This is a genomic window from Candidatus Pantoea rara (genome assembly GCF_051136265.1).
GTDB lineage: Bacteria > Pseudomonadota > Gammaproteobacteria > Enterobacterales > Enterobacteriaceae > Pantoea > Pantoea rara.
Genome location: NZ_CP194943.1, coordinates 102,046 through 126,534, shown reverse-complemented (window position 1 = coordinate 126,534; position 24,489 = coordinate 102,046). Strand labels below are relative to the sequence as shown.

The 24,489-nt window shown below is 49.0% G+C and carries 20 protein-coding genes and 1 pseudogene; 10 read left to right on the top strand and 11 right to left on the bottom strand.

Features of this window, described 5'->3' with window-relative positions; all coding sequences use genetic code 11:
- Window positions 1-11: 11 nt before the first annotated feature.
- Both ACR8BF_RS19060 and ACR8BF_RS19055 read right to left on the bottom strand, forming a co-directional pair.
- Window positions 12-536 (bottom strand): phenolic acid decarboxylase, encoded by a 525-nt coding sequence (locus tag ACR8BF_RS19060; RefSeq protein WP_179898217.1) that lies wholly within the window; start codon window positions 534-536, stop codon window positions 12-14.
- A 2,065-nt stretch (window positions 537-2,601) separates the two neighbouring features.
- The gene (locus tag ACR8BF_RS19055; protein WP_434746138.1) at window positions 2,602-3,282 is read right to left on the bottom strand and encodes a type 1 glutamine amidotransferase domain-containing protein; all 681 of its coding nucleotides are present in this window, start codon (window positions 3,280-3,282) and stop codon (window positions 2,602-2,604) included.
- 161 nt (window positions 3,283-3,443) lie between these two features.
- Here ACR8BF_RS19055 and ACR8BF_RS19050 point away from each other — a divergent pair, with 161 nt between their 5' ends.
- Both ACR8BF_RS19050 and ACR8BF_RS19045 read left to right on the top strand, forming a co-directional pair.
- Window positions 3,444-4,361 carry a LysR substrate-binding domain-containing protein gene (locus ACR8BF_RS19050; RefSeq protein WP_434746137.1) on the top strand — a complete coding sequence of 306 codons (918 nt, stop codon included), beginning with the start codon at window positions 3,444-3,446 and terminating at the stop codon, window positions 4,359-4,361.
- 109 nt (window positions 4,362-4,470) lie between these two features.
- On the top strand, window positions 4,471-4,686 hold the full coding sequence (locus ACR8BF_RS19045) for a YdgH/BhsA/McbA-like domain containing protein (RefSeq protein ID WP_179898214.1): 216 nt from the start codon (window positions 4,471-4,473) through the stop codon (window positions 4,684-4,686).
- Window positions 4,687-4,749: 63 nt separating this feature from the next.
- On the opposite strand, the gene ACR8BF_RS19040 is transcribed toward ACR8BF_RS19045, so the two are convergent.
- From ACR8BF_RS19040 to ACR8BF_RS19030, 3 genes are all read right to left on the bottom strand, one after another.
- Window positions 4,750-5,952 carry an MFS transporter gene (locus ACR8BF_RS19040; RefSeq protein ID WP_434746136.1) on the bottom strand — a complete coding sequence of 401 codons (1,203 nt, stop codon included), beginning with the start codon at window positions 5,950-5,952 and terminating at the stop codon, window positions 4,750-4,752.
- Window positions 5,953-6,118: 166 nt separating this feature from the next.
- Window positions 6,119-6,859, bottom strand: a complete 741-nt coding sequence (locus ACR8BF_RS19035; RefSeq protein ID WP_434746135.1) for a nitroreductase family protein — start codon at window positions 6,857-6,859, stop codon at window positions 6,119-6,121.
- 434 nt (window positions 6,860-7,293) lie between these two features.
- Window positions 7,294-7,665, bottom strand: coding sequence for a LysR family transcriptional regulator (locus tag ACR8BF_RS19030; protein ID WP_434746134.1), 372 nt, complete (start codon window positions 7,663-7,665; stop codon window positions 7,294-7,296).
- A gap of 191 nt (window positions 7,666-7,856) precedes the next feature.
- On the opposite strand from ACR8BF_RS19030, the pseudogene ACR8BF_RS19025 reads away from it, so the two are divergent.
- A pseudogene (locus ACR8BF_RS19025) lies at window positions 7,857-8,896 on the top strand (UbiD family decarboxylase domain-containing protein); the annotation flags it as partial.
- Between the two features lie 394 nt (window positions 8,897-9,290).
- Here ACR8BF_RS19025 and ACR8BF_RS19020 read toward each other — a convergent pair.
- The 4 genes from ACR8BF_RS19020 to ACR8BF_RS19005 form a co-directional block, all read right to left on the bottom strand.
- Window positions 9,291-9,515, bottom strand: a complete 225-nt coding sequence (locus tag ACR8BF_RS19020; protein WP_434746133.1) for a tautomerase family protein — start codon at window positions 9,513-9,515, stop codon at window positions 9,291-9,293.
- The gene (locus ACR8BF_RS19015) at window positions 9,516-10,466 is read right to left on the bottom strand and encodes a pseudouridine-5'-phosphate glycosidase (protein ID WP_434746132.1); all 951 of its coding nucleotides are present in this window, start codon (window positions 10,464-10,466) and stop codon (window positions 9,516-9,518) included.
- Window positions 10,459-14,352, bottom strand: coding sequence for an amino acid adenylation domain-containing protein (locus tag ACR8BF_RS19010; protein WP_434746131.1), 3,894 nt, complete (start codon window positions 14,350-14,352; stop codon window positions 10,459-10,461). The genes ACR8BF_RS19015 and ACR8BF_RS19010 overlap by 8 nt, the downstream gene beginning before the upstream one ends.
- Before the next feature lie 157 nt (window positions 14,353-14,509).
- Window positions 14,510-14,995, bottom strand: a complete 486-nt coding sequence (locus tag ACR8BF_RS19005) for a MarR family winged helix-turn-helix transcriptional regulator (protein ID WP_434746130.1) — start codon at window positions 14,993-14,995, stop codon at window positions 14,510-14,512.
- 149 nt (window positions 14,996-15,144) lie between these two features.
- Between ACR8BF_RS19005 and upp the strand changes: the two genes are divergently transcribed.
- From upp to ACR8BF_RS18980, 5 genes are all read left to right on the top strand, one after another.
- Window positions 15,145-15,810, top strand: a complete 666-nt coding sequence (upp, locus tag ACR8BF_RS19000) for a uracil phosphoribosyltransferase (RefSeq protein WP_434746129.1) — start codon at window positions 15,145-15,147, stop codon at window positions 15,808-15,810.
- Complete coding sequence (locus ACR8BF_RS18995; RefSeq protein ID WP_434746128.1) at window positions 15,803-16,708, top strand: EamA family transporter; 906 nt, start codon at window positions 15,803-15,805, stop codon at window positions 16,706-16,708. Before upp ends, ACR8BF_RS18995 begins: the two co-directional genes overlap by 8 nt.
- Window positions 16,709-16,752: 44 nt before the next feature.
- On the top strand, window positions 16,753-17,454 hold the full coding sequence (locus tag ACR8BF_RS18990; RefSeq protein WP_434746127.1) for an HAD family hydrolase: 702 nt from the start codon (window positions 16,753-16,755) through the stop codon (window positions 17,452-17,454).
- A 27-nt stretch (window positions 17,455-17,481) separates the two neighbouring features.
- Entirely contained in the window at window positions 17,482-17,733 is a 252-nt protein-coding gene (locus tag ACR8BF_RS18985) for a hypothetical protein (protein WP_434746126.1), read from the top strand.
- Window positions 17,734-17,898: 165 nt separating this feature from the next.
- Window positions 17,899-18,042, top strand: coding sequence for a hypothetical protein (locus ACR8BF_RS18980; protein WP_434746125.1), 144 nt, complete (start codon window positions 17,899-17,901; stop codon window positions 18,040-18,042).
- Between the two features lie 397 nt (window positions 18,043-18,439).
- On the opposite strand, the gene ACR8BF_RS18975 is transcribed toward ACR8BF_RS18980, so the two are convergent.
- Both ACR8BF_RS18975 and ACR8BF_RS18970 read right to left on the bottom strand, forming a co-directional pair.
- Window positions 18,440-19,816 carry a glycoside hydrolase family 10 protein gene (locus tag ACR8BF_RS18975; RefSeq protein WP_218928197.1) on the bottom strand — a complete coding sequence of 459 codons (1,377 nt, stop codon included), beginning with the start codon at window positions 19,814-19,816 and terminating at the stop codon, window positions 18,440-18,442.
- 93 nt (window positions 19,817-19,909) lie between these two features.
- On the bottom strand, window positions 19,910-21,400 hold the full coding sequence (locus ACR8BF_RS18970) for a PLP-dependent aminotransferase family protein (protein ID WP_179898211.1): 1,491 nt from the start codon (window positions 21,398-21,400) through the stop codon (window positions 19,910-19,912).
- Between the two features lie 110 nt (window positions 21,401-21,510).
- Here ACR8BF_RS18970 and gabT point away from each other — a divergent pair, with 110 nt between their 5' ends.
- Entirely contained in the window at window positions 21,511-22,797 is a 1,287-nt protein-coding gene (gene gabT / locus ACR8BF_RS18965; protein WP_434746124.1) for a 4-aminobutyrate--2-oxoglutarate transaminase, read from the top strand.
- 77 nt (window positions 22,798-22,874) lie between these two features.
- Complete coding sequence (gabP, locus tag ACR8BF_RS18960; RefSeq protein ID WP_179898209.1) at window positions 22,875-24,290, top strand: GABA permease; 1,416 nt, start codon at window positions 22,875-22,877, stop codon at window positions 24,288-24,290.
- The last annotated feature ends 199 nt before the right edge of the window (window positions 24,291-24,489 follow it).

The following is a 24,489-nucleotide window of genomic DNA, read 5'->3' as shown; positions in this document are numbered from 1 at the left end:
AGCCAGGTTAATCATTTACCATCAAAATAGTCAGCAGGCATCTGTCCGGGTGCCTGATTGATCACTTCATCGTTATCAGGTCCTTCGTTTTTCATATAAGTCACTTTAGCAAACTCAGGAATGATCACGTAGGGATAGGCCGGACCTTCATCACGGAAGCGGTGCATATCTTCAATGAAGTCATTCTGATAACAGATAGTTTTCTCCGGGTGCTGACCTTCTCCGGCAATCCACTGCGGGAAGAAAATAGTGCCGTGAACCAGAGTGCGATTCAGATCAAACAGCAGGCTGACGCAGGTGCCAGTGGGCTCATGCCAGTCTACTTTGTAGATGCCCGGGGCAAACTGAATCGCGTGCATTTTCTGGTTAGTCACCCAGCGGCCACCTACCAATCCCTGATGAATGCGGTAATCGCAGGTGGTTTCGTTACGAGCGTACCACTCATATTTCCAGCCATTATCATAGGTGTAGACAAAATGCGTACCAACGAACTTAGAAAGATCGCCTGAAATATTCTCTGGAGATTCAGTAGACATTTTAACCTCTGTGGTAATAGCGCACATAACATACGCAGATGATTTAAAAACAAGATATAGCGCAATTAATCAGCGAATATTGACTATGACGCAGATTGATTTTTTTACCATCATTAAACGAAAATCCTTCGCGATGGAAAAATAGTAAGATTAATAAATAAAGCTGTCTCACTTCACTCAGCGTAACAGATGCAAAAAAAGCGACCCTTTTACATACAACACCCTGAAACATTGGGTAATGCAGTGACTTTAAACGGAGTATTCATTCGTCATGAATCACTCAGCGAAAAAATAATTTAATACGATAAATCCATATATTTTCAATATTATCAACAGCTAATAGGGTTGTTGATATAGACTTCAGCTCTTTTTATTTTTTAAGTACCCACCTTTCCCTGTTAAATGAGTGAGTGAATAGTAATAATAAAAAATTAAAACTTAATTGTTTTAAATCAATAATTTAAATCTAATGAATTCAATTTTAATGTTTATCCAACTTCAAATGACGATTAATTTATTTTTGCTGATTTATTGAGTTTTCCTGACACTTTTGTACACGACCCAAGCTCAGGTACTCATTGGGTGCGAGAAGCGCGATACCACTAAACACTCTGTTCCTCAGAGAAACAAAGATTAAAAGGTACAAATTGTCGATATAGAAAAGATGCCTCAGACCTGTCAGGTAAACTCTTCTGTTATTATCAATTTTGTGAGACATAAAACGGCGCACACTATCTCTCGTATTACACACATAAGAGGGCGGCGTTATTCGAGGCTTATGTTAATAGTAAACCCTGCCGGAAGAGGAAACCGACATACTGAAAACGCGCTGGTCATAAATTATCACGCTGATCACCCGTTAGCGTTTTGCCGACCTTGCCGCAGCGACAAGTCCATTCAGCCACTGCTGTTACCCATTGATTATCGGATGAGGTTTAGCGATCATCCGTGCTTTTCTGATCATATTGCTGCTAACGCTAAGCATCGCTGGCTTCAGCAAAATCATGGCCCGGCATGACCTAACCTATCACCATAAGGGGCATAAGTAGTTACGTGAACGACTGGCGTCCATGGCTGAAAAGGTAGAATCACTCTTTGGATATCGATAGTGGTTTAAAAATTGATGCCGGGTTGAGCAGGAAAGAGAGTGTTGAATTGACGAAAGAATAGCAGGGAGATAAATCGCGCGTGACTCAAACGTGTTTTTATCGGTACACGTTGCCCTGGTAAGCGTCATTACTAATATCAACGTCCTGAAAAGAACTGACAGACATCACAAAATGATAAAAGCCCTGACTGAAATAGCCAGGGCTTTTAAGGTACTACAGATTTTACGTTTACCATTAACTAACTTAATTGATAGGTACTACTTCGATACTGCTATTTATGAACAGATCCTGCGGATAATAATGATCACAATATTAAAATGTCACTATTATTAGCGGTTTCAACCACCTGATAGTCTTTCAGGAGACAAAGACAGGTCAGGCCCGTATAAACCTGCACACCCCCATCGCGATATATAATTTTGATGCGTTGCCTTACTTTCATTACGACGTTTAAACCGCAACCGTATCCTGTCGTAACGTAACGTTCAGAACTACGAGGCCTTACATCATCGCGACGCGATACTACAAACTGCTAAAGACTTACTTCGACTCCATTTAACAGGGTTATCATTAACTAACGAACAGTTTTTAAAAACAATGTTTAACAGAACCACCGACAAGTTCAATTCTCAAATTTGTCGGGCCTTTTTACTTTACTCGTAACACTTTTTCGGTTTATCAGGGCAACTGCACGCCGCTGATGAGTCCTACTTTACGTATATAAAAAACGATGTCAACACTGGTTTTAAAAACATGTTTATATTCTCAGTGGGACAAATGACACGTAATTCAGGCCGTAAAATTCTTATACAATGATTATCAACCTTAATAAAAATAGAAGACTGATCTTATCAATTTGAACAATTTACCCTGGTACTATCCGCCGCGGTACTTTAAGGGTGCAATAAAACAGGCGCCCTCAGGCGCCTGTATAACTCTTTACACTTGAGAGCACTTTAGCTGGCCAGACTTGCCAGTAAAACCTTCGCGGTCTCGGCTGACGAACCTGGGTTTTGACCAGTAATCAGCAAACCATCCTGAACCGTATAAGACTGCCAGTCATCGCCTCGTGAGTAGAGTCCGCCATTCTGTTTCAGCACATCTTCTACGAGGAACGGCACTACGTTGGTCAGGCCAACGCCCTCTTCTTCACTGTTGGTAAAGCCAGTCACTTTCTTGCCTTTGACCAGCGGCGTGCCATCCGCATTTTTCACATCACGCAGGACACCCGGAGCATGACAGACCAGCGCAACCGGTTTGCCCGCCTGCAGGGTTTGCTCAATCAGCGAGATAGAGTGTTTGTCGTTTGCCAGATCCCATAAAGGGCCATGGCCGCCTGGATAGAAAACGGCATCAAACGCGGCCTGGTCAACCGTATCAAGCTTGACGGTCGAGGCCAGCACGGCCTGAGCAGCAGAGTCGGCGTGGAAGCGGCGGGTCTCATCCGTCTGAGAATCGGGTTCATCACTTTTTGGATCGAGTGGAGGCTGTCCGCCCTTTGGCGAAGCCAGAGTAATGTCGGCGCCCGCATCCAGGAATGCATAGTAAGGAGCCGCAAGCTCTTCCAGCCAGAAACCGGTCTTCTTACCAGTGGTGCCCAACTCATCATGCGAGGTCAAAACCATTAAAATTTTCATTTACGCTCCATATAACCGTTAGTCGGTCTCAGATGTAAGGATAGTCAGAACCAGCGTGTTAACCGCCGTCTTCTGCGTTGACCTTTTAATCATGGCGGGCTTCAGAATATTTATGAAATTTATTTCTTCAATTTCAGTTATTCACATAGCATTATACCTTAATGAAATATGATCTGAATTTACTGCCGGTTTTGCTGGTAATGATGGAAGAGCGCAATGTGACCCGCGCTGCGGAACGGCTGGGTATTACTCAGCCGGCGCTTTCTAATGCTTTGAACCGGTTACGCGAAACGCTCAACGATCCCCTGTTTATCCGTGAGCGTTACGGGATGCGTCCGACACCTAAAGCAGAACAACTGGCCCAGGTGGTCAGTGCTGCGCTGTCATCCATCGATAAGGTTATCCTTGGTCAGCAGGACTTTGATCCGCTGCACGCCACCCGGCTTTTCACGCTTGCACCTAACAGCTATGTCGAATTCATCATGATGCCAGCCGTCGTGGCTCGCCTGAGGACCTGTGCGCCCGGCATCAGACTTCGTCTCACCCCTTTCGGCAATGACGTCGCAGAAACCGGCGTGATTTCAGGCAACACCGATATGGTGCTGGGCCGTATCGTTGATCCACCCGATAATCTGGTGGTGCAGCACCTGATGAATGAAGGCCTGGCCTGCGTATTACGCGCGGATCATCCGCTGACAGACGATAACCTCAGCGCAGAACAGTATGAACAGCTAAAGCACGTCAATGTTCTGCCGCCTGGGCGTATGCGCGCTGGTTTGTATCAGGCACTGGAACAAAGGGGCCTGCGTCGCCAGGTTGCCGTGTCCGTCACACACTTTCTGGCCGTGCCGGAAATGATTGCGGTCACAGACTACTGCGCGACCCTGCCACGTTTGATCTGTCAGCATCTGTCACGCGATGAGCGGCTCAGAATCGTTCCTGCGCCGGTTGACCTGGGTACTTTTCCGGTTGAGATGGGCTGGCATGCACGCTATCGCGATGATCCTGCCCATCGCTGGTTCAGGACGTTGATTTCTGAGACGGCCCAGTCGCTATCTGACCCTGCGATAAACAATTAGCATGATCACCATTGCCGCACTAATAGTTAATATTGATATTGTAACCTGAGTTATTATTATTCCCATCGGAGGCCAACAACCTCCCCATTCATAATTCAGGAATATGACCATGAAAAACGTAAAAGCACTCTCAATTGCCGCAATCGCTGCCCTTTCAATGATCTCATTTAGCAGCTTTGCTGAAACCGTCTCTGTTACCTCTTCCACCCTGGATGGCGCAGAATCAAAAATCGCTGCTCAGGCTCAGGAACAGGGCGCGCAGTACAAAATTACGGAAGCGAACACCAATAACCGTGTTCACATGACCGCAGAACTGTACAAGTAACGGATGGTCGCAAACGGATTTGCCAGAAAAGGCTGCCCATTGGGCAGCCTTTTTTGTGTCAGATCAGGCAAGACGCGTGGCTGGGGAACTGCCAGTTCGCCACCATATAATCAGTGCTGCCAGCGCTATTGCGCCGAGTACCGCGAACGCAGTGCTGTAGGAATAACGCGCAGCTATCATGCCAGTCATAGCAGGACTTAGCGCTGCGCCCACGCCCTGCATCAGCATAATGACGCTCTGCCCGGCGTTGACATGGCCGGTGCCCCGCATCAGGGAAACGATGTAGCCCGGCACCGCCACGCCCAGGATCCCAGCGGCAATACCATCCAGCACCTGAACCGGAATCACAAAAATTGGCCCGGCAAAGCCTGCCGCGATAACCGCGCGTAGCGGCAAAATCATAAGAGCAACCATGATGAACAGTCGATAACCATGCGTTTCAACCCGCTTCGACACCCACAGCGCAACCGGTATCATCACCAGCTGAGAAATCACCACTGTCGCCGCAGCATACAGACCTGGACTGACCGCCGCCTGTCCACCTGCGGAGGCAACACGCATGCTCAGCATCGGCAGCAGCGCGGCATTGGCAAGATGGAACAACAGTAGCGTCACACCCGCGGTCATCAGGGCCGGTTTACGCATCAGCATTGATAAGCTCAGCGCGGGCTGACGCTCTTCATGCTGTTCATACCCGCGTGCCACATCATTGTCGATCTCATCACCCCGAATCGCCAGCGTGGCAAAAGCAGCGAAAACGGCCATTACCGTCATGAGAATAAAAACAGCCCCCATTCCCCAGTACCAGGCTGAAAAACCGGCCAGCAACGCTGCAATGGTGTTACCGCCATGATTGAAGGCTTCATTGCGTCCCATCTGATGGTTGAAGCCGCGCTGACCCGTGAGTCCTAAGGTGATACCAGCTACGGTCGGGCCGATAAACGCCGCCGCAATTCCCGCCACAATTTGCGAGACCATCGCCGTCCAGGTCTGATTGCTGTACCACAGCAGCAGCGTGGCAACGGTGATCACCAGACAGCCTAGCAGCACGATCATTTTTTTATGGCGGGTTGCATCGGCGGCGATCCCGGCAGGCAGCGTGGCAAGTAATCCGGCAATTCCGCCGCAGGTCATCACCAGACCAATTTCATCGGGACGCCAGTGTCGCTCCGTCAGAAAGATGCCCAGAAAGGGCCCCAGACCGTCGCGGACATCGGCCAGAAAAAAGCTCATTAAACAGAGCGCAAAGAGTGAACGCTGAGACATGTTATTTCCCTGGAAAGTATGAGTTAAAGGCAGTTGCGCTTCGGTTAACAGGGAAATTATGTGTTACAACCTGAGAAGTCACCTTTCGTTATAGTAACAAAATGAAAAAAGCCACCCGTCACGAAGTACGGATGGCCTTTGCTGGTCACTCAATGTAGCGTGCGGATTATTTATCCGTGCCGAAACCCTGCTTTAACAGTGCTGGCAATACTGCAGGGAAATAGATGTTTTTGTAGTAACCGCTGACGCTTTCGCTCCAGCTCTCACCGTCGTTACGACCGATGTTTTTCCAGTGCTGAACCATTTCTTCGTTGTAAGCCGCAATCTGCTGCTCCAGACCTTGGGTCTGATAAGTCTCATCATGGCGGAACGTTGCCAGAGGCAGACGCGGTTTCTGATGAGCGGGCTCGTCAACGTGACCGATCACCACGCCCGCAACCGGGAAGGTCATCGGCGGCAGATCCAGCAGTGAAATCATCGCCTCCGGATCGCGACGAATCCCCCCAATCGGCACAATTCCCAGGCCTTCTGCACGCGCAGCGGCCATTACCGATCCCAGCGCAATACCGATATCGGTAGAACCCGACACGATGCTCTCAATACTCTGATGCGCGATTTGTTGCTGATCGACAGCGGACATGCCCACCGCTGATTTATGCATATCCAGCACAAAGGTGATGAACACCGGTGCTTTGGCAATCCACGGCTGACCGCCCGCGATAGCGGCGATCTCTGCGCGACGTCCGGCATCACGCGTAATCACGACAGAAACCTGCTGCGAGTTTACTGATGTCGGTGCGCGATAAGCGGTACTGATAATACGATCCAACACCGCTTCATCGACAGGCTGCTCAGTGAAACTGCGTTCACTTTTATGACTTGTAAAAATATTAATCAGTTCGCTCATGGTTCCTCCCATTTAAAGCGCAACTATAACAGTCGTGTGTCTACGCGCTTGGTAATAAAAGGGTTTTTGGCATGCTTTTTGTAACTGCTTTTTATTATGTACAAGCCTGTGTACACATCTGAAGATCTATGGCGGAAGTCATAAATTAAAATTGCAGGCCGGAGCGGCTCATACACCGCAATGATGGTGGCCGTGACTTTTCCCGGCACAATGATCCCCTTAAGCACTGCTCCGTCGACTGTCTCACCATCATGCGTGATAGTCGGACTGATGGGCCAGGCATGGCAGAGGGCGGAAGCCACAAACAGATTGAGTCTCCCTGTTTAGGCAGGATTGAGCCGTCGATTATCTCCACGCCACCACACGTAAAATGCGAAATAATCAGCACACACCGGCAGTAAACAAAACTGCTCTGCCACGCTTAATTCTGAAGCTTAAGGAAGCACGTCAGGAAACGAAGACCTGAACGTTTTTATCGCGCTCACAATCAGTGATTCGAGTACCGAGGTTCCGACATAGCCCAGCCTTAATACCGTACTCCCGCCACCAGCCACATGTCTCACCGTGTCTGATAGCCGGTTCATCTGCTGAACTGTTCGCTCTGCCTCAGCTACAACCATTTTTCCCCCAGCAGTCAGACAGACATGACGTTTATCTCTTTCAAACAGTCTGACTCCCCAGCTCTGCTCAAGCGACTTTATGTGCTGGCTCAGCGCAGGCTGAGTGATGTTGACCTGAGATGCCGCCTTTGCGAAATGCAGTGTTCGGGCCCGTGCTAAAAAAGATTCGAGCTTCCTTTTATCCATAATTTCCAGATAACAAAACCTTATTAATTATCCGTAATATTTAATTGAATACTTATTAGCACTGTGTCTGCGTCCTGCTCATCTGGATGGACAGCAAATACGCAATGACATTTTATGGGCCCAGGTCATATCTTCCGGGTATCACACCCGAATGATTCTCCGCAGTTTAAATACCCGTCTCAGGAAAAATTATGTTGGATACTGAACAAAGCCAGTCAGGCTGTCAGGTTTTCGATTTAAGAAGTGCCCCTGAAATCATTAAACAGTGTGAGAATGAATATATTGAAACCAGCGAGCCGGTTGACCCTGCTGCTGAACTGTCAGGTGTTTACCGCTACGCGGGGGCTGGCGGCACTGTCATGCGCCCTACCCGCACCGGGCCAGCAATGATATTCAACAAAATTAAGGGGCTACGATAATTTCCGGATTCTGATAGGCCTGCTGGCCTCACGTCAGCGTGTTGCGCGCCTTTTCGGGGTGCCCAAAGAAAACCTGGCACAGCTCCTTCGTGATTCAGTGCATTCAGCGGTAGCGCCTGTGGTTATTCCAGCAGAACAGGCAGTGTGCCAGGAAGTTGTCCATCTTGCTTCGGATGAAGGCTTTGATATTCGCACGCTGCTGCCCGCACCGACCAACACACCTGAGGACGCCGGTCCCTATTTTACAATGGGTATGTGCTACGCAGCCGATCCGGAAACAGGCATGCATGACGTAACCATTCACCGGCTATGTGTGCAGGGCAAAGACGAAATATCAATGTACTTTGTGCCGGGACGTCACCTTGACCAGTTCCGTATTAAAGCGGAAGAAGCAGGAAAGGCTCTCCCCATCACCATCAGTATTGGCGTAGATCCGGCAATCGAAATCGGAGCCTGTTTTGAACCACCGACGACACCTCTGGGCTTGGACGAATTAGCCATCGCCGGCGGTCTGCGGGGCCGCGCGGTTGAGCTTGTCCAGTGCGTTGCTTTAAACGCCCGGGCAATCGCTAATGCAGAAGTCGTCATCGAAGCTTTACTGGTACCGGGTTACCGCGTTCAGGAGGATCAGCATACCCACAGCGGAAAAGCGAAGCTTGAGTTCCCCTGCTGCACCTGAGAAGCACAGACTGCGGTACCGGTCATTAAGTAAGGCCGTCACGCACCGCAGAAATCCGATACTTCAGACCTGTACCGGACCGAATGATGAACATACCAGGCTCGCCGGAATACCAACCGAAGCAAGTATCCTGGATAGGGATAAGAGTCGGCACGGCTTGAGTGATCAGATGCCCCCGACGAAATATAAAAAACAATATTATTAACGGCACAGAAGTGCTTGCAGTGTCCGTGGCGAGTTATATGAAGCATAATAAATGCCAGAATATTGCGTATTGCAATATGGCTTTCAATTAGCATCTGAATTAAAACCTACAATGAAAAACCAGCGCACGGTTTAAAATATAAACTTTGAAACTATATCCTATAGTAACAGTGCCCATCCCATTTAAATGTTGGCAGCTTTACTTACTCAAGCCGAATAATAAATGGCCTGAGTAAGCTTCCGGATTTAGACTATATAGTTCCTGAATAACTGCCAGCCTCTCCTATTAAGAGTTACTTGCTGCTGGATGGACATGCTTTAATTTAGTAAGTAACCGGCTTCACCACCTGATAACCCGATTGATTAATGTATTTGTCTATTACAAGAACACACCAATCTTCCTTTGCAACCGGCTGAATGGTTATCGATACATACTGACTTTCCACACCTAATTTTTTTGTAACGATCTCAGTAAGCGCCTGAGAGAGCGCCTCAGGGTCAAGGGTCTCTTCAGGGCCCTGATGAAAACTCAGGTTAATATGAGGCATTTATATGGCTCCTCTTTCATGTTTGTCCCGGCAATATAAATGATGCGCCATAGCAATCTCTCCAGCCACTCGCGCCGTATTAATCAATACTGCCTTATTCGCTTTTGCAGAACGTCCTGCCGTTATCTCTTCCACAGATTTCATGATAAATTTCGTCACAGCATTGCCGCTGATAGAATTCAACTTCGCCTGCACGATAGCAGAATGTATGGCATGCTGAACATCTTCGCTGTTAATGGCATCTTCTTCCCGTGTAGGGGAAGCAATGACCATTCCAGCGGCACCGGGAAGTTGACGGTTAATCTCTATAGCTCTGGCGAGTTCTTGTAAAGAATCAATACGCATTGGACTTTTAAAGCCGCTATCACGACAGTAAAATGCAGGAAATTCATCTGACTGCCAAGAGACCAGCGGAACACAATGTGTTTCAAGGTATTCAAGGGTAAGTCCGACATCAAGAATATTTTTGACACCTGCACAAACTACAGTCACCTTTGAGCGTGTCAACTGAATGAGATCTGCCGATATATCCATCGTGATTTCCGCACCACGATGAACGCCACCCAGCCCTGCTGATGAAAAAAAAGGGATACCTGCCAGTTCAGCAATCACAAGTGATGATGCAACACTTGTTGCGCCCATTGCACCTGATGCAAGAATAAATGGTAATTCGCGACTGGATACTTTGGAAATTTCTTTTTGGGTGGCAAATCGTTTTATTTGCTCGTGGTTCATCCCAACCAATATTTTACCATTATCGATGCCCACTGTTGCCGGAATGGCACCGCTCAGCCGTATAGCTGCTTCCACTTTAAGGGCGGTGTCAACATTATCAGGATAATTGAGTCCATGAGAAATGACGTTTGACTCCAGCGCGATAACGGGCTGGCCGGTCTCAAGTGCTTGTTTGACTTCCGGCTGATATTCAAGATCGAACTCGTGATTACGCATGCGCATCTTCCTTTCCCTTCTGAGAATGATATAAAGCATGAATCAGCTCACTAATACCGAGCTCCCTGAGCACGCCATAGTGATCGACCTGCAACTCAACAATTGATGGCGGTTGCAGGCTAAACGCTGGTGTATGTTCTAAAAACGAGTAATGGTCACCTTGTGCTTTGATTATCGTGACAGGAGCTTTGAGCTGACGGTTCTGCAATTCATTAAACTGATAACTGAAAGCATAAGTGGTTTCGACTATACGGATGATGCGATCAACCATCTCATGCTGTAGCAGTGGAAATCGTTGGCAAATGAAGGCAATAAAATCCACTCTGGTTTGGCAACTTGCCATGCAGCGCTCAAATAATGGGCCGTCAATTTGGTGGGCAAAAACAGAAAAAAGAATGGCCAGAAACACTGGATTATCGAAAGCAGCTTTGTGCTCGTAACGTTGCTCTCGCTCCATCTGGGTGATGGGTGCACCAGGTGCCAGCAAACAAAGCGATTCTACCACATCACCCTGGGCTTCTAACTGTGCTGCCGTTTCAAAAGCTACACGCGCACCAAACGAGTATCCCCATAAGGTATAAGGGCCCTCTGGCTGTATTGTCTTGATCTGCCGAATGTCCTCCTGTGCCATTTGCTGGATAGTTTCCAGCGGTATTTCGCCCTCACTTATACCCCGCGCCTGAATACCGTAGAATGCGCGTTGCCCGGGGAGACTCTCCGCCAATTTCTTAAGATTTAACGGATAACCCCCTAATCCAGGCCAACAGAATACTGGATTTTTCGTAAATCCATTGAGTTTGATTAGGCGGGAATATTCCACATTTCTTCGACTACACGATTCCACAGCCTTTGCCAGTCCCACAATGTTTGGTGTGTGAAAAATTGCCTGTAACGGAAGTTTAATACTAAATTTTTTATTGATGCGGTTCACCAGAGCAACGGCTGTTAAAGAATTACCACCACCGTCAAAGAAGTCGTCTGTAGCGTAAACAGCCTCCCATTTCATTACAGCACACCAAATTTCAGCAATTGCTATTTCAATATCGGTTTTAAGTGGAACCTTTTCACGCCCATCGTCTGAATTGATTAATTCAGGAAGCGATTTCAACGCTTTAAGATCAATTTTGCCATTTACTGTCTGAGGCAGATTATCAAGAATAATGACTTTGTTGGGAATCATGTATTTTGGTAGCTGTAACGCCAGATCTTCCTTAAGTATTTCAACCGGCCCCTGCATATGAATGCGGTCTTCATTCATTCCTTGATGCAGAAATTGTTCCTGGCTTATCGGTCCACCAACACAAAAATAAAGGCTATCCATCGGCAGCTGTTGCTGATTGAGGATCTCACGCATCCTGATTGCAGCTGGTAAATCGTTGTTACTCTTTGAACTGTATCCAGATGACATCAGCCCAAGCAAAAGATTGTTGCTTTGAAGCCGGTGCATTTCACGTCCTGCAAGGATGTAATGCTCATCGCGATTACCTCCATTGCAAACCACACTAATACCAAACTGTGCTCGCTCGAAGACTCTCTGATTGATGGCGATGACATGCTTTTTCTGCAACATGCTGGCTGTTAAAAAATGAAGCTCCCCTTCAGCGTAACGATAGAGACCTGCATCTATTCCGGATAGAGGTTGATGAACCTGCAGATAGAGTTCAGCAACAATATGGCCGGATGAAACAGGCCGATCACATACCGCATAACCTCCAATATAATCATCCGCTTTGCTGCCTTGATACCAGACAGGTAATGCACCGCGTAACTGCGCTGCTCTCTCAACATTTAGCCCGAACTGAGGAAGGAGTTCATCAAAGAGGCCGAGCATGTGGCCGGTTTCCATCTCCAGAACTTCACGAACATTATTTTTGTAAACAGGTTCAATCGCTTCCCGGTTACCAACAAAATGCAGCCTGAAAGTGGGCTCAATCGTGGACTGCAGAGGTGCAACTAGCAACAGGCAATGGTGCACAGGATGGTAGTAGTAGATACCTGAGGGTAACCCTGCACAACCGTTAAGTTCGAGATAGAGCTGTGTTGCATAAAGGGCGCCAGGCGATGCGTAGGAATATTTAGGCAGCAACCGCTCTTCACTTAGAAACTGCCCAAAATTTCGAAGCAGTCTGCCGAGTTTGTCGATTGTCAGCCGACAAAGTGTTTCACTTACCGGGTATGCGGTTGGTTGACGTTTAAGAAGTTCGATTAAACTCTGACGAGTCACTTCTGATTTACCTTCAAAAAATCGATAGCTCTTTCGGCCAAAAGCCGTCAGACGCTGTTCCTCATTGGATTCTTTAGATGGTAGTGAGATACAGCAGGATAATTGTGACGCTGAGAGAGGCAGACAGGCAGCGTTGGATAATTGTGCTTTTACCTGTAGTTTGCTGCTTTTGGATACATGGTGGCGATCATGATTGCCCTGATCCATCAGAGCAGCCTGCCTTTTATCCAGTTCAACACATGCAACCAGAGTCTGATAACCTGAGCGAGGATCCTGCTGAACAACAACAGCGGCGGTTTTTACCCACTGATGTTTTTCAATTGCAAGCCGTATCTCATCCAGTTCAACACGATAGCCGCGAAGTTTGATCTGGTTATCCAGGCGAGCAGCAAAATGCGTATTTCCCGCTTTATCCTGCCAGACTAAGTCACCGGTTTTATAAAGCAGTTCATGACCGGGAATCATTTTTCTGGGATTCGGTATAAATTTCTCGTGAGTAAGGTCTTGCCGATTATAGTATCCATTCGAAACCTGCAAACCTGATATATGGAGTTCACCGGTTTCACCGTGTAAAACGGGTTCTCCATTCGGGTTTAGCACATGATAAAGTGTATTCGATGCAGGCTTCCCTATAGCAATAGCGTCGGGATAGGAAGAGACGACCGCTGCATTAAGCGTAAAACTCGATGTATTGATGGTGCACTCGGTCGGACCGTATAAATTAGTCAGCATGGCGTGTGGTAAGCGCTGGAAAAATTCCTGTGCCAGATTACGCGTAAGAATCTCGCCGCCGCTGAATACCTGCTTTAACGAGCAGCAGTCTGGAAAAAGTGGGTGATCAACCAGTGCCTGAAGCAATGTCGGCACACATTGTAATACGGTAACGCCCTCTTTAATCAGAGTGTTGATTAAAGCATCGGGATCTCGATAGCAATCCTTTGGACCAACAATTACCTGACAGCCCAGTGCTGGTGCCAGTATTTCCCATTGAGCAGCATCAAAACTGGCAGGTGTCTTCTGCAGAATGCGATCGTCATGGTCAAAATTAAACTGATTCTTAAGCCACGCCATCTGATTAGATATATTGGCATATGTAACCATAACACCCTTTGGTTTACCGGTGCTGCCTGAGGTGTAGATCATATAAGCCAACCGATCACGTCGAATGTGTGAACACACAGTAATCTCATTCGCTGCAGACGGATAAAGATCGTCCAGAGTAAGGATTGTGACCCCCGAGTCCACCATCGAAGCAAGTTGCGCTTTAAGGTGTTGCTGGGTAAGGACCAATCTGATTCCAGAGTCCTCGATCATATAACGGAGTCGGTCCTCGGGATAATCGGGCGCAAGTGGGAGATAAGCTCTCTCTGCAGCGAGGATACTCCAGGCTCCGCAGATCATTTCAACTGAAGGGTCACAATACAGCCCAATATATTGCAGCTCATCATCAATCAAAGCACTGAGATTCTTGCTGTTGCTCCACACCTGCTGCAAAAACTGGCGATAATTGAGAGACTTTATCTCATCCCTGACGGCAATTTGCTCTGGAAAATGGTGTGCATGCGTTTCAAGCATGGAAAATAAGTTATTTGAATCAGTGAGTTGACTACGTTCTGTTAAGTGTTCTGCGAAAGCTGATGATAAAGGAGCTTTAACATTCATGATGAAGTAACATTCCCATAGTTAATATTTCATACAAAAGATACTTTCAGGAAAGTTAAAGTCAAGTGTCTTTTTGGAAAGTTACTTTGATTTGAAATAAGTCAGGGGGACTTGCATTAAGCGGTGGTACCAGCCTGCAATGAGGCCGGTATAGGGTTTACTTTTCGTTGGCGAGTAACCAGGTACGTAGCAAAGAGGCCAGCTGCTCTCTCTGTTCATGGTTAAGAGGCTTAAGGATCTCATCTTCGTTAGCAATATGCTCAGATATTGCCTTATCAATCAGATGCCTGCCATCTTTAGTAAGTCGAAGATTACAGCTGCGACGATCTTCTTCACTATATATCCTTTCAACCAGATTACGCTTAACAAGTTGTTCTACGCGAGTACTCATTGCCCCTGAAGACAACATTAATGTCTGGTACAGTTCAGTTGGCGTCGTCAGGGCATTAAAACGTCTGAGCGCAGCCAGAATGTCAAACTCAATCGCACTCAAGTTGTTATTTTTGAATGTCTTATCGAGTTTTTTATCTACTATTCTGCTCATACGACTAATGCGACCAAGAACGCCCATCGGTGAGCAGTCCAGCTCTGGGCGTTGCTGAAGCCATTGAACAAGTAATCTGTCTACATGGTCATACTGCATAGTGTTCCTCATGAGTAAAAAGGGACTTGAAATGAAGTGTTGTTATGATTATCTTTTATGTAAGTATCTTTTGAGAAAGATACTATTATATGAGATATATTTATCTTAACACTCTATAGCCGATTCTCAAGGCTCAACAGGAATGACCTATGACTATACAAAAGAATGTTTATGAGCTTCCCGATTCTTACTGGCTTTCTTACCTTCAACTGAAAATGCGTGATCGTACGGCTAATGTTGCAGTTTTTACCCATTACGCAAACCAGCTAATACGTTTACTTCTCCAAAGCGCTGCACAGTTATTACCGTATGCGGATGATGCGGTAACCACACCAATTGGCGATCAATTCACAGGCAAAGTTTTTACCCGCGACATCTGCGGTGTATCAGTGATCAGAGCCGGGGAGAGTATGGAAGCAGAGTTCCGGTCAATGTTTCCGAACCAACCCATCGGTAAAATTCTTATACAGCGAGATAAAAATTCCAAACTTCCTCATTACTTCTATTCTCATCTTCCACCGGGTATTGCGGGTATGAGTGTGATGCTCTTTGAACCGATGCTGGCCACCGGCGGTTCATTGCTGAAAGCTATAGATGTTCTTAAAGAGAGTGGCGTCCTGATTGAAAATATCATTGTGGTTAATGTACTGGCATCGCCATATGGTATACAACGCCTGAACGAAACATGGCCTGATTTAAAAATTTTGACGTCTTCGATTGAGACTGGGATGACAGAGTCAGCTTTTATGCGGCCCGGCATAGGCGATTTTGGCGATCGTTACTTTGGTACATATCCAGGTACATCTCATGAATAAATTTGGAACATTGATAAATATTGTTATCACTGCACTGGCTCCCGTTATCTGGGGAAGTACCTATATTGTCACCACTCAAACATTGCCGGCTGGTATGCCTCTACTGGCATCAGTAATCAGAGCGTTGCTCGCAGGTATCATTTTATTACTTATATGTCGCGTTCGGCCTAATGGCATCTGGTGGATGAGAATGGCTATATTAGGTTTTCTCAATATTGGCCTCTTTTTTTACTGTCTGTTTGCCGCAGCTTACTTTTTGCCTGGTGGTTTAGCATCGCTAGTGATGTCGTGCCAACCCATAATTGTGATGGTGATCGGCGCTATGGTGTTCAAGCAAAAACTGAGCGTGATGCATTTAGTCTCTGCATTAATTGGAGTAACGGGAATCAGCCTGCTGGTGTTCAACAGTGCAGTTGAGCTTAATATTCAGGGGGTCGTAATTGGACTGGTTGGCACCACAAGCATGGCTTTAGGTATTCTTCTTACCAAGCACTGGGGTCGTCCTGGTAACATGTCATTACTTGCTTTTACCGGCTGGCAACTTACGCTCGGCGGCATAATGTTATTACCCGCAGCACTTCTGATGGAACAACTCCCCTCTCATCTGACATTAACCAATATCATAGGCTATGGATGGCTAAGTCTTGCTGGCGGTGTTTTTGGCTATTTCGTCTGGTTCCGTGGAATTGAAATACTGCCACCGGTGACAACATCATTCCTGGGTTTTATGAGTTCCTTATCGGCCGGTGTCCTTGGGTATCTCATTCTCGGTCAGACTTTTACTCATTTACAGCTAATTGGGTGTATAGCCATTGTTTCAGCCATTTACCTGGCACGTCCGCCACGCCACAAGTCAAAATCAACCTTGCTACCTCAGCGCAAAACGTTGAGCCAGTAAAATTTTCTTGTTAGAAAGCTAATGATTTAAAGAAAGGAAAATAAATGAATACCAATCATATTATCGCTATGTTTGACCTGGACGGCACACTTTTCGACACAGCTCAGGCAATCCCTTTGGCATTTAATGGTGCTTTCCGCGAGTTGGGTTTATCAGAATTACCGTTAAAAACCATTAAAGAGACGATAGGCTTACCGTTAGAAAAGGCATTTTCTGTCCTCTTGCACCTTCCCGTAGCGAATCCGCTGGTCGATCATGCAGTTGATGAGTATCAAAAGCAGTTTAGAAACACTATTCTACCCTTAGCTAAATCATTGTTATTCCCTGATGTGGTTAACGGGCTTGAAACTTTGAAACATTCCGGGCTCCGTTTATCCGTTACAACTAATAAATTTGCGCAGAGTGCAAACACTCTGCTAGCAGCAGCGGGTATAGCGCATTTTTTTGACATTGTGGTATGTGCTGATGAGGTTAATGAGAAGAAACCAAATCCCGAATCAGGCCAAAAGATTCTCGATTATTTTGCAGCTAAAAAATCACACGCAGTGATGGTGGGAGATACCACTCACGACATTCTTATGGCAAATAATCTGGGGTGCGAGTCAATAGCCGTCACTTACGGCATTCATGATGAGGACACACTACACACTGCTTCACCAGGATCAATAGCTAATGATTTTAATGAAGTGGTGCAACATTGCCAGCAATTTCACCAATCCAAATCACGTTTATTTATACTCTGCTAAAGTAATGCCAAAAAAGATGAGGTAAACATGCAGACTTTACTTTCAGATTTCATATCTGCCTATATTTTGGTGGGGTATGCAGCAACAGCTTATATCATTTTTATTTTTATTATCAGTGGAAAGCATATCTTTCGAGGCGTAACAAAAAAGCTTTCAACTGATGACCAGATAGGGTACGTGCTGGCTATGATTATAATCATGCCGGTCTTCTATATTTTTTATCTCAGTGAGATTCGCCAGTTAAATCCCGACAGATCCCATAATAGTTCTGCGGTTTAAAAAGCAGGAATGGTGAAACAGCACTTGAACATTAAGATATTTATATAGTGTGACTCCATATTCGGTCAGAAAGGTATACCGACAGCCTCTTTGATTAATGATTGGACTAACTGGCAATTGAGCAACATATTATATCTTGTATGACTATTGACGGGATGTTGTCTCATGGCGCGCTGGCATGGCAGGCATGCCATCTGCGAAAAGCCTTTTGTACTGAAAAAACAGGAAGCGGAGCACCTCTTTGCGCTTGCCACTGAGCAGCGTCTTTGGTTCATGGAGGCTCAAAAAGTTCTATTCCTTATCTCATGAAGGTAATAGAACGCCTCCTGAAAAGTGGCTACCTTGTGACAGCTCATTCAGAGTGGATTTGCTCAATCAGAGACTCTCTCTGGTTAAAGATGCCCTATTTCGGCCTGAACAAAGCGATCCTGCGGCTTTGCATAGCACCTCAAACCCATCGCAAATGGGTATCAGTAAATGGGCGCACGCAGTGCCTTCACAATCCCGCGTTTCACCACTGTAATACTACGGAAAAAAACGCATTAACTATTGGCATTTTTGGCAATTCACCAGCTATTGCGGTCAGAACCGGAATAGCCGGGAATCGAAAGAAAACAGATGAAACAGAAACTGTTATACGGCGCTAGAATAGCAGTAACTCACAGGGAAAAACTTAACCGCACTGGTCATACTGGTGTGGCATTTTTCAGCGTCCCCAGCGGCTTTTTAGATAGCTCACCGCCTGCTGAGTCTGTGGCTGATTCAGATAGTTCTCTCTGAACAGAATGGTGCCGTTGATGTTGGGGTTCGATGCATTGAGATCGAGCTGTTTTTTCAGCTCTGGCACGCCACCCTGGAGTGTCCAGTCAGGCTCAATTTTTGAAGGCTCCCCTACTTTATAGAGCGCGAGACCAATATAGAGCCGGGTTTTAGTTGGTTTCACGACTTCAGCCCACCAGTTTGCCAGCACGTCGTAACGGGCAGCCTGGCGGGAGAATGGCCAGTAGAGCTGGGGCGCGATGTAGTCCAGCAGGCCCTGCTGTACCCAGCGGCGAGTATCTGCAAAGGCTTCGTCATAGGCCGCCGCGCCGCGGGTATCGGAACCGGCGGGATCGTGCGACAGATTACGCCAGACGCCCGCCGGGCTGACGCCAAACTCAACCTCCGGCTTCAGCTGCTTAATGGTGCGAGATACCTGCTCAATCAGCTGCTGAGTGTTGTGACGCCGCCAGTCTGCTTTGCTGGCAAAACCCTGGCCATAACGGCTGAAGGTCTGATTATCGTTGAGCAGCGAACCCGCAGATTCGGAATAGAAGTAGTCATCGAACTGCACACCGTCAATGGGATATCGCGCGACGACCTCGGCAACAATGCTGGTGATCCAGTCACGAGCTTCGGGGATACCGGGATCGAGCACATAGCGATCGCCTGAAGTGCGGATCCAGTCGCGATGCAACACAAAAACGCTGGCCGGATGCAGTGAAAGCGTGCGGTTCAGTTCGCTGACGGTCGAAGGCTTCGTATTTACCGATACCCGATAAGGGTTAAACCAGGCATGGACTTTAATACCGCGTTTATGTGCCTCATCCAGCATAAACTGCAGCGGATCATAGCCCGGATCGTCGCCGATTTTGCCGGTCAGCATATCTGACCAGGGAAGGATTTTTGAGGGCCATAGCGCGGTAGCATCGGGCTTGACCTGGAAAAAGACCGTGTTAATCCCCAGGCTTTTCAGCTTATCGAGCTTGTCAGTGAGCGATTGCTGCTGCAGGCGGATACGCTGCGCGGGACTGGTGCCATTGACCGACGCAACCGGCGGCCAGTCGAGGCGCGACACCGTGGCAAGCCAGACGCCCCGCACCGGTTCATGCACCTGAGGGCGGTCTGGCTTGCCGGGTGCAGGTAATGGCTGTTTGGTCACGGGCGGAAAAGGGGTCACCAGCGATTTCGGCGGCTCAGAGGCGCAACTGACCAGCAACAACGCCGCAGCCAGTGCGGCGCCTCGCTTAATAGCGGTTCTGGCCGGTGCAGTGAAGGGATTCAGGACGATGATAAACTCCAGTATTGTCTGGTCGGGACGCAAAGAGGTGTATTCTCGGTGAGTCTGGTTAAATGTCAATGCGCTCGCTCAGCGGCAAACGTAAATCGCCGCCCTCAATATCAACCTCTGAACCCACTAGCGCTGCGGTGTGAACTCAATACCCGCAGACGCCAGACAGGCTTTAAGGGTGCCAAAGGCATCCTGACACTGCCGCTCATTGACACAGGCGTAACCCAGCAGCAATCCGCGCTCTTCCTGCGGGTGCATGTAATATTGAGAAAGTGGCCGCACTTTAACTCCGCGCTTTAACGCTTCTGCGGCTATTGCCACGTCGTCCGCGCCCGCTGGCAGCGGCATCACCAGATGCAGCCCGGCTTCATGATTGAATGCCGGTAAAAAGGCGGGTCCCAGATAGCGCTCAATCAGGCGGCAGAGAAACTGTCGCCGCTGACGATAAAGCAGACGCATCCGTCGGATATGTTCCATGTAATGACCCAGCCGGATGAACTCCGCCAGCGCCCGCTGAATCAGCAGATGCCCACCGCGATAGAGTTCCGCCGCCGCGATACGCAACGGTTGTGCCAGCGGTTTCGGCACGACCAGGTAGCCGATGCGCAAGGCGGGATAGAGCGTTTTGCTGAACGTGCCCATGTATATGACCGGTGCATCCGCTTCCAGCCCCTGCAGGGAAGGATGGGGCTGCCCCGAAAAACGAAACTCGCTGTCATAGTCATCTTCAACAATCCAGCTCTGATGACGGCGAGCCAGGGCGAGGAGTGCCTGACGACGGGCCAGGCTGAGATGCACACCCAGCGGATACTGATGAGAAGGCGTCACAAATACCATCTTAGGTGGCGGGCCGCTGTCTGGCACCAGCCCCTGCTCATCCACCGGCATCGCGCGAATCTTCAGACCATTCATGCGCAGCAGATTGCGTGTACCCCAGTAGCCCGGCTCCTCCATCCAGACCCGATCGCCAGGATCACATAATACCCGCGTCACCAGATCGACCGCCTGATGAACCCCTTCGGTAATCAGGATCTGGTCGGCATCGGCTCGCACAGAGCGCGCCACGCGCAGATAATCTACCAGTGCATGCCGCAGATCGGGACAGCCCCCGCCGCTGCTGTAGACCAGGCGATGGACGTCAGGTTCGCGGTTCAGCCGCGCCTGAATCTGACTGAACAGCTTGTGGGGAAATTCGGTGACATCGGGCGCGCCGGGAACAAATGCGCCCCACTGGTAAGGCGATGCGGTGGCATGCCCCAGCAGACTGGCGCCACGCTTAGACAGCGTTGCCTGTCGCTGCGCCCTCACCGCCTGGAGATCGGCAATCGCATCGCTCTGCAGACAGTTTTCCGGCAGCGTCTCGGCAATCCAGGTGCCGCTGCCGGTTCGCGCAGTGACATAGCCCTGCGCCATCAGGCTCTCATAGACATGCATAACAGTGTTTCGCGACACGCCCAGTTCGCGCGCCAGATCGCGGGTGGGTGGTAAACGGCTTCCGCGCGGAAACACCTCTTCAGCGATCGCGGCCTGCATACAGTTCAGCAGCCGCTGATGTAATGAGCCTGTTCTTAAAAACTGTAACCGTGCTAATAGATGATCTGCGTACAACAGTCGCAATTGGCTCCACCTTTCCTCTCACAATTGGCTCTGGCAACTCACCACGCCTCAGGCATAAATAAACGTGTTTGTCGGGAATTGTAAACACGCATATCAACGAGGTGGAATAAATGAGCGAAAAAAATAACCTGCTGCAGCAACGCAAAGCACAGGCTCTCCCCAAAGGTATCGGCACGCTGTGCGACTGGTACGTTGCCCGGGCAGAGAACGCCACCTTATGGGATCAGGACGGTAATAGCTGGATTGACTTCGCGGGCGGTATCGCGGTGCTGAACACCGGCCACCGCCATCCACGCATTGAACAGGCGATTGCCGAACAGTTAACAAAGTTTACCCATACTGCTTTTCAGATCACCCCTTATGAAAGCTACATCGCCCTGGCTGAGCGCATTAATCAGCGGGTGCCCATTAATGGTCCGGCAAAAACCGCCTTCTTCACGACTGGCGCGGAAGCGGTAGAAAATGCAGTCAAAGTGGCGCGCGCCTATACCCGTCGTCACGGCATCATCACCTTTGGCAATGCATTCCATGGCCGCACGTTCATGACCATGGCGATGACCGGCAAAGTGGCACCCTACAAGCGGGATTTCGGTCCGATGCCACCGTCTGTATTCCATGCACGCTACCCCAGCACAGTTCAGGGAATCAGCATTGAGGCCGCACTGACCAGCCTCGACGAGATTTTTACCCAGGATATTGCGCCGCATGACGTTGCCGCAATCGTACTGGAGCCGGTTCAGGGCGAAGGTGGATTCCATGCGGCACCCGCAGAATTTATGGTGCAGCTGCGTGAGCTGGCTGATCGCCACGGCATTCTGCTGATTGCGGATGAAGTCCAGAGCGGATTTGCCCGTACCGGCAAGCTGTTCGCCATGGAACATTATCCGGTTAAGGCCGACATCATCACCATGGCGAAAAGTCTGGCCGGTGGAATGCCGCTCTCTGCCGTCGCCGGTCGCGCTGAGGTGATGGATGCCCCATCACCAGGTGGCCTGGGTGGGACTTATGCCGGCAACCCGTTGGCAATCGCCTCAGCCCATGCGGTGCTGGATGTGATTGAAGAGGAGCAGCTCTGTCAGCGCGCGGTTGATCTCGGCGCCCGGCTTGAAGCTGAACTGCAGGTGCATCAGCGCAGGCATCCGGATATTGCCGAAGTGCGTGCGCTGGGTTCAATGGTGGCGATGGAGTTCTATCAGTCCGGCACCGCGCAGGCCGTTCAGAAGAGGGCGATGGAACAGGGCCTGCTGCTGCTGACCTGCGGAGCGAAAGGCAACGTCATCCGCTTTCTCTATCCGCTCACCATTCCTGATGCCCAGTTCAGCCAGGCGCTGACCATTCTCTCTGCGGTGATTGATCACTGTGTCGCATCTGCCGGAAATCCCGTCGTCCCAGCCTGATGTCGCTGGCGCGTTAAGCAAATTTATTCCCCCGTGCGTCCGGCCACACAGGCCGGACGCCGCCAGGAGACGTTTACATGACGATGACTCAGAGTGCGAATGAAGACTCGCTCGCTCAAAACCTGAAACCGCGCCACGTGCGTATGCTCTCAATTGCTGGTGTGATTGGCGCAGGGCTGTTTGTCGGCTCCGGCCACGCTATATCTGAAGCAGGCCCGGCGGTGCTGATCTCCTATGCCGCTGCCGGTGCGCTGGTGGTGCTGATTATGCGAATGCTGGCCGAGATGGCCGTCGCCTCACCCGATTCCGGCTCGTTCTCAACCTACGCGGATAGGGCGCTGGGCCGCTGGGCCGGATTTACCATCGGCTGGCTCTACTGGTGGTTCTGGGTGCTGGTTATCCCGCTGGAGGCCAATGCAGCAGGCACTATTCTGCACGCCTGGTTCCCTGAGGTCGCTATCTGGCAATTTACCTTCGCCATCACCTTACTGCTGACCATCACCAACCTGCTCAGCGTGAAGAATTACGGGGAGTTTGAGTTCTGGTTTGCCCTGATCAAGGTGGTCGCTATCATCCTGTTCCTGGGTGTGGCGGGTGCGGCAGTGTTTGGTCTGCTGCCTGACAGCAACACCAGTGGCCTGTCGCATCTTTATGACACGCACGGATTTATGCCGAATGGGATGGGCGCGGTCGTGGCGGCTATCCTTACAACGATGTTCTCTTTTATGGGCACAGAAATCGTCACGATTGCCGCTGCCGAATCAAAAAACCCCGGCAAGCAGATCACTCAGGCAACTAACTCGGTTATCTGGCGTATTGCGCTGTTCTATCTGCTGTCGATTTTCTTTGTGGTCGCGCTGGTGCCGTGGAACACGCCAGGACTGGTGGAACAGGGTTCATGGCAGACAGTATTAACGGCGATGAACATCCCGCACGCCCGACTGATTGTTGATCTGGTGGTGCTGATGGCGGTATGCAGCTGTCTCAACTCCGCGCTCTATACTTCATCGCGCATGCTCTACTCGCTGTCACGCCGTAAAGATGCACCGGCTGCCGCTTCACGCACCAATCGCAGCGGCACACCGTGGGTTGCTGTACTGCTCTCAACCGCGGCTGCGTTTCTGGCGGTGATCGCGAATTATCTGGCACCGAGCGTGGTATTTGAATTTTTACTGGCGACCTCGGGGGCGATTGCATTGCTGGTCTATCTGGTGATCGCCGCATCTCATCTGGTGCTACGTAAAAAGCGCGAAAAAGCAGGTGAAGTCCTGAGTTACCGGATGTGGCTATTCCCCGGCCTGACGTGGGTCACTATTCTGTTTATCGTGACAGTGCTGGTGATCATGTTGTTTGACGCGAAACATCAGACTGAATTACTGGCTACAGGCGGCTTAACGCTACTGATTATTACCACCAGCCTGGTTCTGCGTCGTAAAAAGGAAAAGCGTCAGAGCACGAAGTACTTTACTCAACGCTCTTCAGACCCTTACTGATTCTCAGACATTTTATCTGAATATAAATAATGCCCACCTTTAGTAATAAAGGTGGGCATTTCTCTTTATCCACCAGCAAAGCAATACAGAACTCAACAACCCCGTAAATGAAAGGGGTTTAACCAATTACCAGCCTCACCAGTATGCACTTTTGAGCCCGACCGGCTGAACTTAACGGTTTACTTTCCGCTTACTGTGT

Coding starts and splice junctions, on each gene's coding strand:
- ACR8BF_RS19060 (WP_179898217.1), bottom strand. CDS start 536: ATGTCTACTGAATCTCCAGAGAATATTTCAGGCGATCTTTCTAAGTTC.
- ACR8BF_RS19055 (WP_434746138.1), bottom strand. CDS start 3,282: ATGAAAATTTTAATGGTTTTGACCTCGCATGATGAGTTGGGCACCACT.
- ACR8BF_RS19050 (WP_434746137.1), top strand. CDS start 3,444: ATGAAATATGATCTGAATTTACTGCCGGTTTTGCTGGTAATGATGGAA.
- ACR8BF_RS19045 (WP_179898214.1), top strand. CDS start 4,471: ATGAAAAACGTAAAAGCACTCTCAATTGCCGCAATCGCTGCCCTTTCA.
- ACR8BF_RS19040 (WP_434746136.1), bottom strand. CDS start 5,952: ATGTCTCAGCGTTCACTCTTTGCGCTCTGTTTAATGAGCTTTTTTCTG.
- ACR8BF_RS19035 (WP_434746135.1), bottom strand. CDS start 6,859: ATGAGCGAACTGATTAATATTTTTACAAGTCATAAAAGTGAACGCAGT.
- ACR8BF_RS19030 (WP_434746134.1), bottom strand. CDS start 7,665: ATGGATAAAAGGAAGCTCGAATCTTTTTTAGCACGGGCCCGAACACTG.
- ACR8BF_RS19020 (WP_434746133.1), bottom strand. CDS start 9,515: ATGCCTCATATTAACCTGAGTTTTCATCAGGGCCCTGAAGAGACCCTT.
- ACR8BF_RS19015 (WP_434746132.1), bottom strand. CDS start 10,466: ATGCGTAATCACGAGTTCGATCTTGAATATCAGCCGGAAGTCAAACAA.
- ACR8BF_RS19010 (WP_434746131.1), bottom strand. CDS start 14,352: ATGAATGTTAAAGCTCCTTTATCATCAGCTTTCGCAGAACACTTAACA.
- ACR8BF_RS19005 (WP_434746130.1), bottom strand. CDS start 14,995: ATGCAGTATGACCATGTAGACAGATTACTTGTTCAATGGCTTCAGCAA.
- upp (WP_434746129.1), top strand. CDS start 15,145: ATGACTATACAAAAGAATGTTTATGAGCTTCCCGATTCTTACTGGCTT.
- ACR8BF_RS18995 (WP_434746128.1), top strand. CDS start 15,803: ATGAATAAATTTGGAACATTGATAAATATTGTTATCACTGCACTGGCT.
- ACR8BF_RS18990 (WP_434746127.1), top strand. CDS start 16,753: ATGAATACCAATCATATTATCGCTATGTTTGACCTGGACGGCACACTT.
- ACR8BF_RS18985 (WP_434746126.1), top strand. CDS start 17,482: ATGCAGACTTTACTTTCAGATTTCATATCTGCCTATATTTTGGTGGGG.
- ACR8BF_RS18980 (WP_434746125.1), top strand. CDS start 17,899: ATGGCGCGCTGGCATGGCAGGCATGCCATCTGCGAAAAGCCTTTTGTA.
- gabT (WP_434746124.1), top strand. CDS start 21,511: ATGAGCGAAAAAAATAACCTGCTGCAGCAACGCAAAGCACAGGCTCTC.
- gabP (WP_179898209.1), top strand. CDS start 22,875: ATGACGATGACTCAGAGTGCGAATGAAGACTCGCTCGCTCAAAACCTG.